Origin of the sequence: Dokdonella sp., from assembly GCF_039926425.1 — a bacterium.
Lineage (GTDB): Bacteria > Pseudomonadota > Gammaproteobacteria > Xanthomonadales > Rhodanobacteraceae > Dokdonella_A.
The window spans coordinates 1-3,422 of record NZ_JBDSWZ010000063.1 but is presented as its reverse complement, the minus strand read 5'-3'; the positions used below and the strand labels follow the sequence as shown (position 1 = coordinate 3,422).

The 3,422-nt window shown below is 64.8% G+C and carries 4 protein-coding genes; 3 read left to right on the top strand and 1 reads right to left on the bottom strand.

What is annotated here, in order from left to right; genetic code table 11:
• The 3 genes from ABIV12_RS03745 to ABIV12_RS03735 all read left to right on the top strand — a co-directional run.
• The coding region (locus ABIV12_RS03745) for a fumarylacetoacetate hydrolase family protein (protein WP_348056371.1) at positions 1–245 on the top strand (245 nt) is incomplete at its 5' end.
• 79 nt (positions 246–324) lie between these two features.
• On the top strand, positions 325–720 hold the full coding sequence (gene mscL, locus ABIV12_RS03740) for a large-conductance mechanosensitive channel protein MscL (RefSeq protein WP_348056369.1): 396 nt from the start codon (positions 325–327) through the stop codon (positions 718–720).
• A gap of 221 nt (positions 721–941) precedes the next feature.
• Complete coding sequence (locus ABIV12_RS03735; RefSeq protein WP_348056373.1) at positions 942–2,312, top strand: M28 family peptidase; 1,371 nt, start codon at positions 942–944, stop codon at positions 2,310–2,312.
• A 100-nt stretch (positions 2,313–2,412) separates the two neighbouring features.
• On the opposite strand, the gene ABIV12_RS03730 is transcribed toward ABIV12_RS03735, so the two are convergent.
• A partial coding sequence (locus ABIV12_RS03730) for a TrmH family RNA methyltransferase (protein ID WP_348056367.1) occupies positions 2,413–3,422 on the bottom strand: 1,010 nt, incomplete at its 5' end.

The window sequence follows — 3,422 nt, the reverse complement described above, 5'->3', positions numbered from 1 at the left end:
TCGGCCATCCGCGGCACGCGTCGATGTCGCTCGCGGTCAACGGGGAAGTGCGCCAGCAGTCCGATATCGCCGAGATGATCTTTCCGGTCGATGCGATCATTCACGAGCTGTCGCGACTGTGGGAACTCAAGGCCGGCGATCTGATCTTCACCGGCACCCCCGCGGGGGTCGCGGCACTCCAGCGCGGCGATCGATTCCGCGCGCAACTGGGCAACTTCGCGACGCTCGACGGTCACATTGTTTGACGAATCGACGCGACGCATCGGTTAGAGTTCGCCCGTCACGCGGTGGCAGGCACTCACAAGGCAACTCCTGGAGAATTGAATGAGCATGGTTTCCGAGTTCAAGTCGTTCGTGATGCGCGGAAACGTCATCGATCTGGCCGTCGGTGTCGTCATCGGCGCGGCATTCGGAAAGATCGTCACCTCGCTGGTCGAGCAAGTGATCATGCCGCCCATCGGCATGGTGATCGGCGGCGTCGACTTCTCCAGCTACAAGTGGGTGATGAAAGCGGCGGGCCCGGACGGCAAGGGCGAAGTCGCGCTGCAATACGGCGCGTTCTTCAACACGCTGATCCAGTTCGCGATCATCGCGTTCGCGATTTTCCTGGTCGTGAAGCTCGTCAATCGCCTGATCAGGAAGCAGGAAGCCGCGCCTGCTCCGCCCGCGGCCGACGTCGTGCTGCTGACCGAAATCCGCGACCTTCTGAAGAACAGGTGAGATACACCGACCGGCCGGCCATCGCAGGCCCGCCGGTTCGGGCACAACGATGTCCACGCGCAGCCGTGTTTGTATTGGCTCTATCGCAGCGCATGACCTTTGGCTCAAACGGCGCCCGAAGGCGACGCGCATAATGGCGGCTTCCCTTCGATGGAAAGACCACCGCCATGCTTCGAACGATTCCGCTTGCGTTGCTCCTGTTCGTCGCCTGTCCGGCCGTAATGGCCGCGGGCAAGCCGACCATGATCGATGCCGCCGATATCGCGATTGCGCAGCAGCTGCGTGACAAGGCGCTGCACGATGACACCGCGTTCGACTTCACCGAAGGGCTGACCACCGAGGTCGGTGCACGCCTCGCAGGCGGACCGAACGATTCGAAAGCGCGCGAGTGGGTGATCGCAAAGTTCAAGGCGCTCGGATTCGACAAGGTGTGGAGCGAGCCGGTGACCTACCCGAAGTGGGTGCGCCGTGGCGAGCACGCAGAAATCGTCACGCCGGTGTCGCAGCCTCTCACGCTCCTCGCGCTCGGGCACTCACCTGGCACGCCCGCTGGAGGCATCAGCGCAGAGATCATTGCATTCGATTCGTTCGATGCATTGAAAGCCGCCGATGCCGCAGGCATTCGCGGAAAGATTGTGTACGTCGGCGCCCGCATGCAGGCGTACAAGGATGGGCATGACTACGGAGTGGGATCGACCGTGCGCACGCGCGGCCCGTCGCTCGCGTCGCAGAAGGGCGCCGCGGCGTTCCTGCTGCGCTCGGCCGGCACCGATACGAATCGCCTGCCGCACACCGGCGTCACGCGGTTCGCGGACGGCGTCGCGCCGATTCCTGCGGCTGCGCTCTCGAGCCCCGACGCGGACCAGATCGAACGGCTGCTCAAGCGCGGAGCGGTGACCATCAAGCTTGCACTCGACTGTGGAATCGAAGGCGAATTCACTGGCGCCAACGTGATTGCAGAACTGCGGGGATCGAAGACACCCGACGAGTATTTCCTGATGGGCGGGCATCTGGATTCGTGGGATCCGGGCACCGGCGCGATCGATGACGCGTCCGGCATCGGCATCTCGGTTGGCGCCGCGCACCTGATCGCACAGTTGCCGAAGCGTCCGGCGCGCAGCATCCGCGTGGTCGCATTCGCCAACGAGGAAGCCGGTTTGTACGGGGGCATCGCGATGGCGGAGGCCAACGCGAAGTCGATCTCCAAAGCCGTACTCGGCAGCGAATCGGACGAGGGCGCCGACCGCATCTGGAAAATCACCGCCAGCGTGAAACCGGAAGCACGTGCGGCAATCGGACAAATCGCCGATGTGCTGAAACCGCTTGGCATCGAATACGACCCAACCGCAAAAGCGAGCGGCGGCTCGGATCTGTCGGCAATCCATGCGGTCGGCATGGCGGCGATTTCGCTGGAACAGGACGCGACGCGCTACTTCGACTGGCATCACACCGCCAACGACACGCTCGACAAGATCGACCCGGAACAACTCCGCCAGAACGTCGCGGCGTATGCGGTGACTGCGTATCTCGCAGCGCAGGCGCATGGCAACTTCGGCTCGAAGCCCGGCGAGTGGGCGGCCGACGGCCACTGATCCGCGATGCGCCGTTCGGCGCGGCGCGTCATCGTTGATCAGCAGGACGAGCGGGGATGAAGCGGAAAGTGCTTCCGCTTCGGTGACGGCGCTTGCGAGCCTATGCGTCGCGCGCGTGCTGCCGCCAGAATTCGCCCAGCACCACGGCGACGCTCGCCGCGACATTCAGGCTTTCGATGGTGCCGCTGCCCGGGATCATCAGGCGCAGGTCTGCGGCGGCAACCATCGCCTCGCTCATCCCCTCCCCTTCCGCTCCGAACACCAGCACCAGACGCTCCGGCAGAGCCGTCGCATAGAGCGGAACCGATGCTCGCGGCATCGTCGCGGCCAGTGCGTAGCCGTGCATGCGCAGCGCAGCCAGCGCGTCGACCGCGGAACGTGCCTGCACGAACGGCACGATCTCCGCCGCGCCTTCCGCCACGCGCGCCGCGGCTCCCGACACGTCGAATCCCTGTGGCGAAATCACACCGTGGACGCCGAAGTGCGCTGCAGTGCGCAGCAACGCACCGACATTGTGCGGATTGCCGACGCCGTCCAGCCAGAGCAGCAGCGAACGCGCCGGCGCCTTCGGAACATTCGCGAGCAACGCGTCGAGTTCCAGCGGCGCCGCGCGCAGCATGTCGAAGCACACGCCTTCGTGATGGCGCGAACTGGTCAGTTTGTCGAGATCGGATTCCTCGACCACGCGGTAACCGAGCCGGTTCTTCACGCACCACGCCAGGACATTCTTCAGCGCGGGAATGCGCGCCTCGGTCAGATAGACCTTGCGCAGGCTGTCCGGCCGCTTCGCGAACGCGGCGAGGCAGGCGTTGAGTCCATAAAGTCGCGATTCGCGTGCGTTGGCGTGCGACGGATGAATCGCGTCCGTGAATTCGCCCGCCCCCTGAGTGGGAGTCTGATGGTTCGTTTGCCGGGAGTCTTCCGCGCGGCGCGGCGAAACCGGTGCCGCCCGTCGCGGACCTTGTTGCTTGCGTGCCTGCTCGGGCGTGCGGATGCGCGCGTTGGCCCAGGGCGATTCGGAATCGTTGTCGTTTGCCATGGCCTGTCGTGCTTCGCTGCGGGAGAGGAATCTGTTGTCGAACGCCTCGTCGCCATCGGAACCCGATCCGG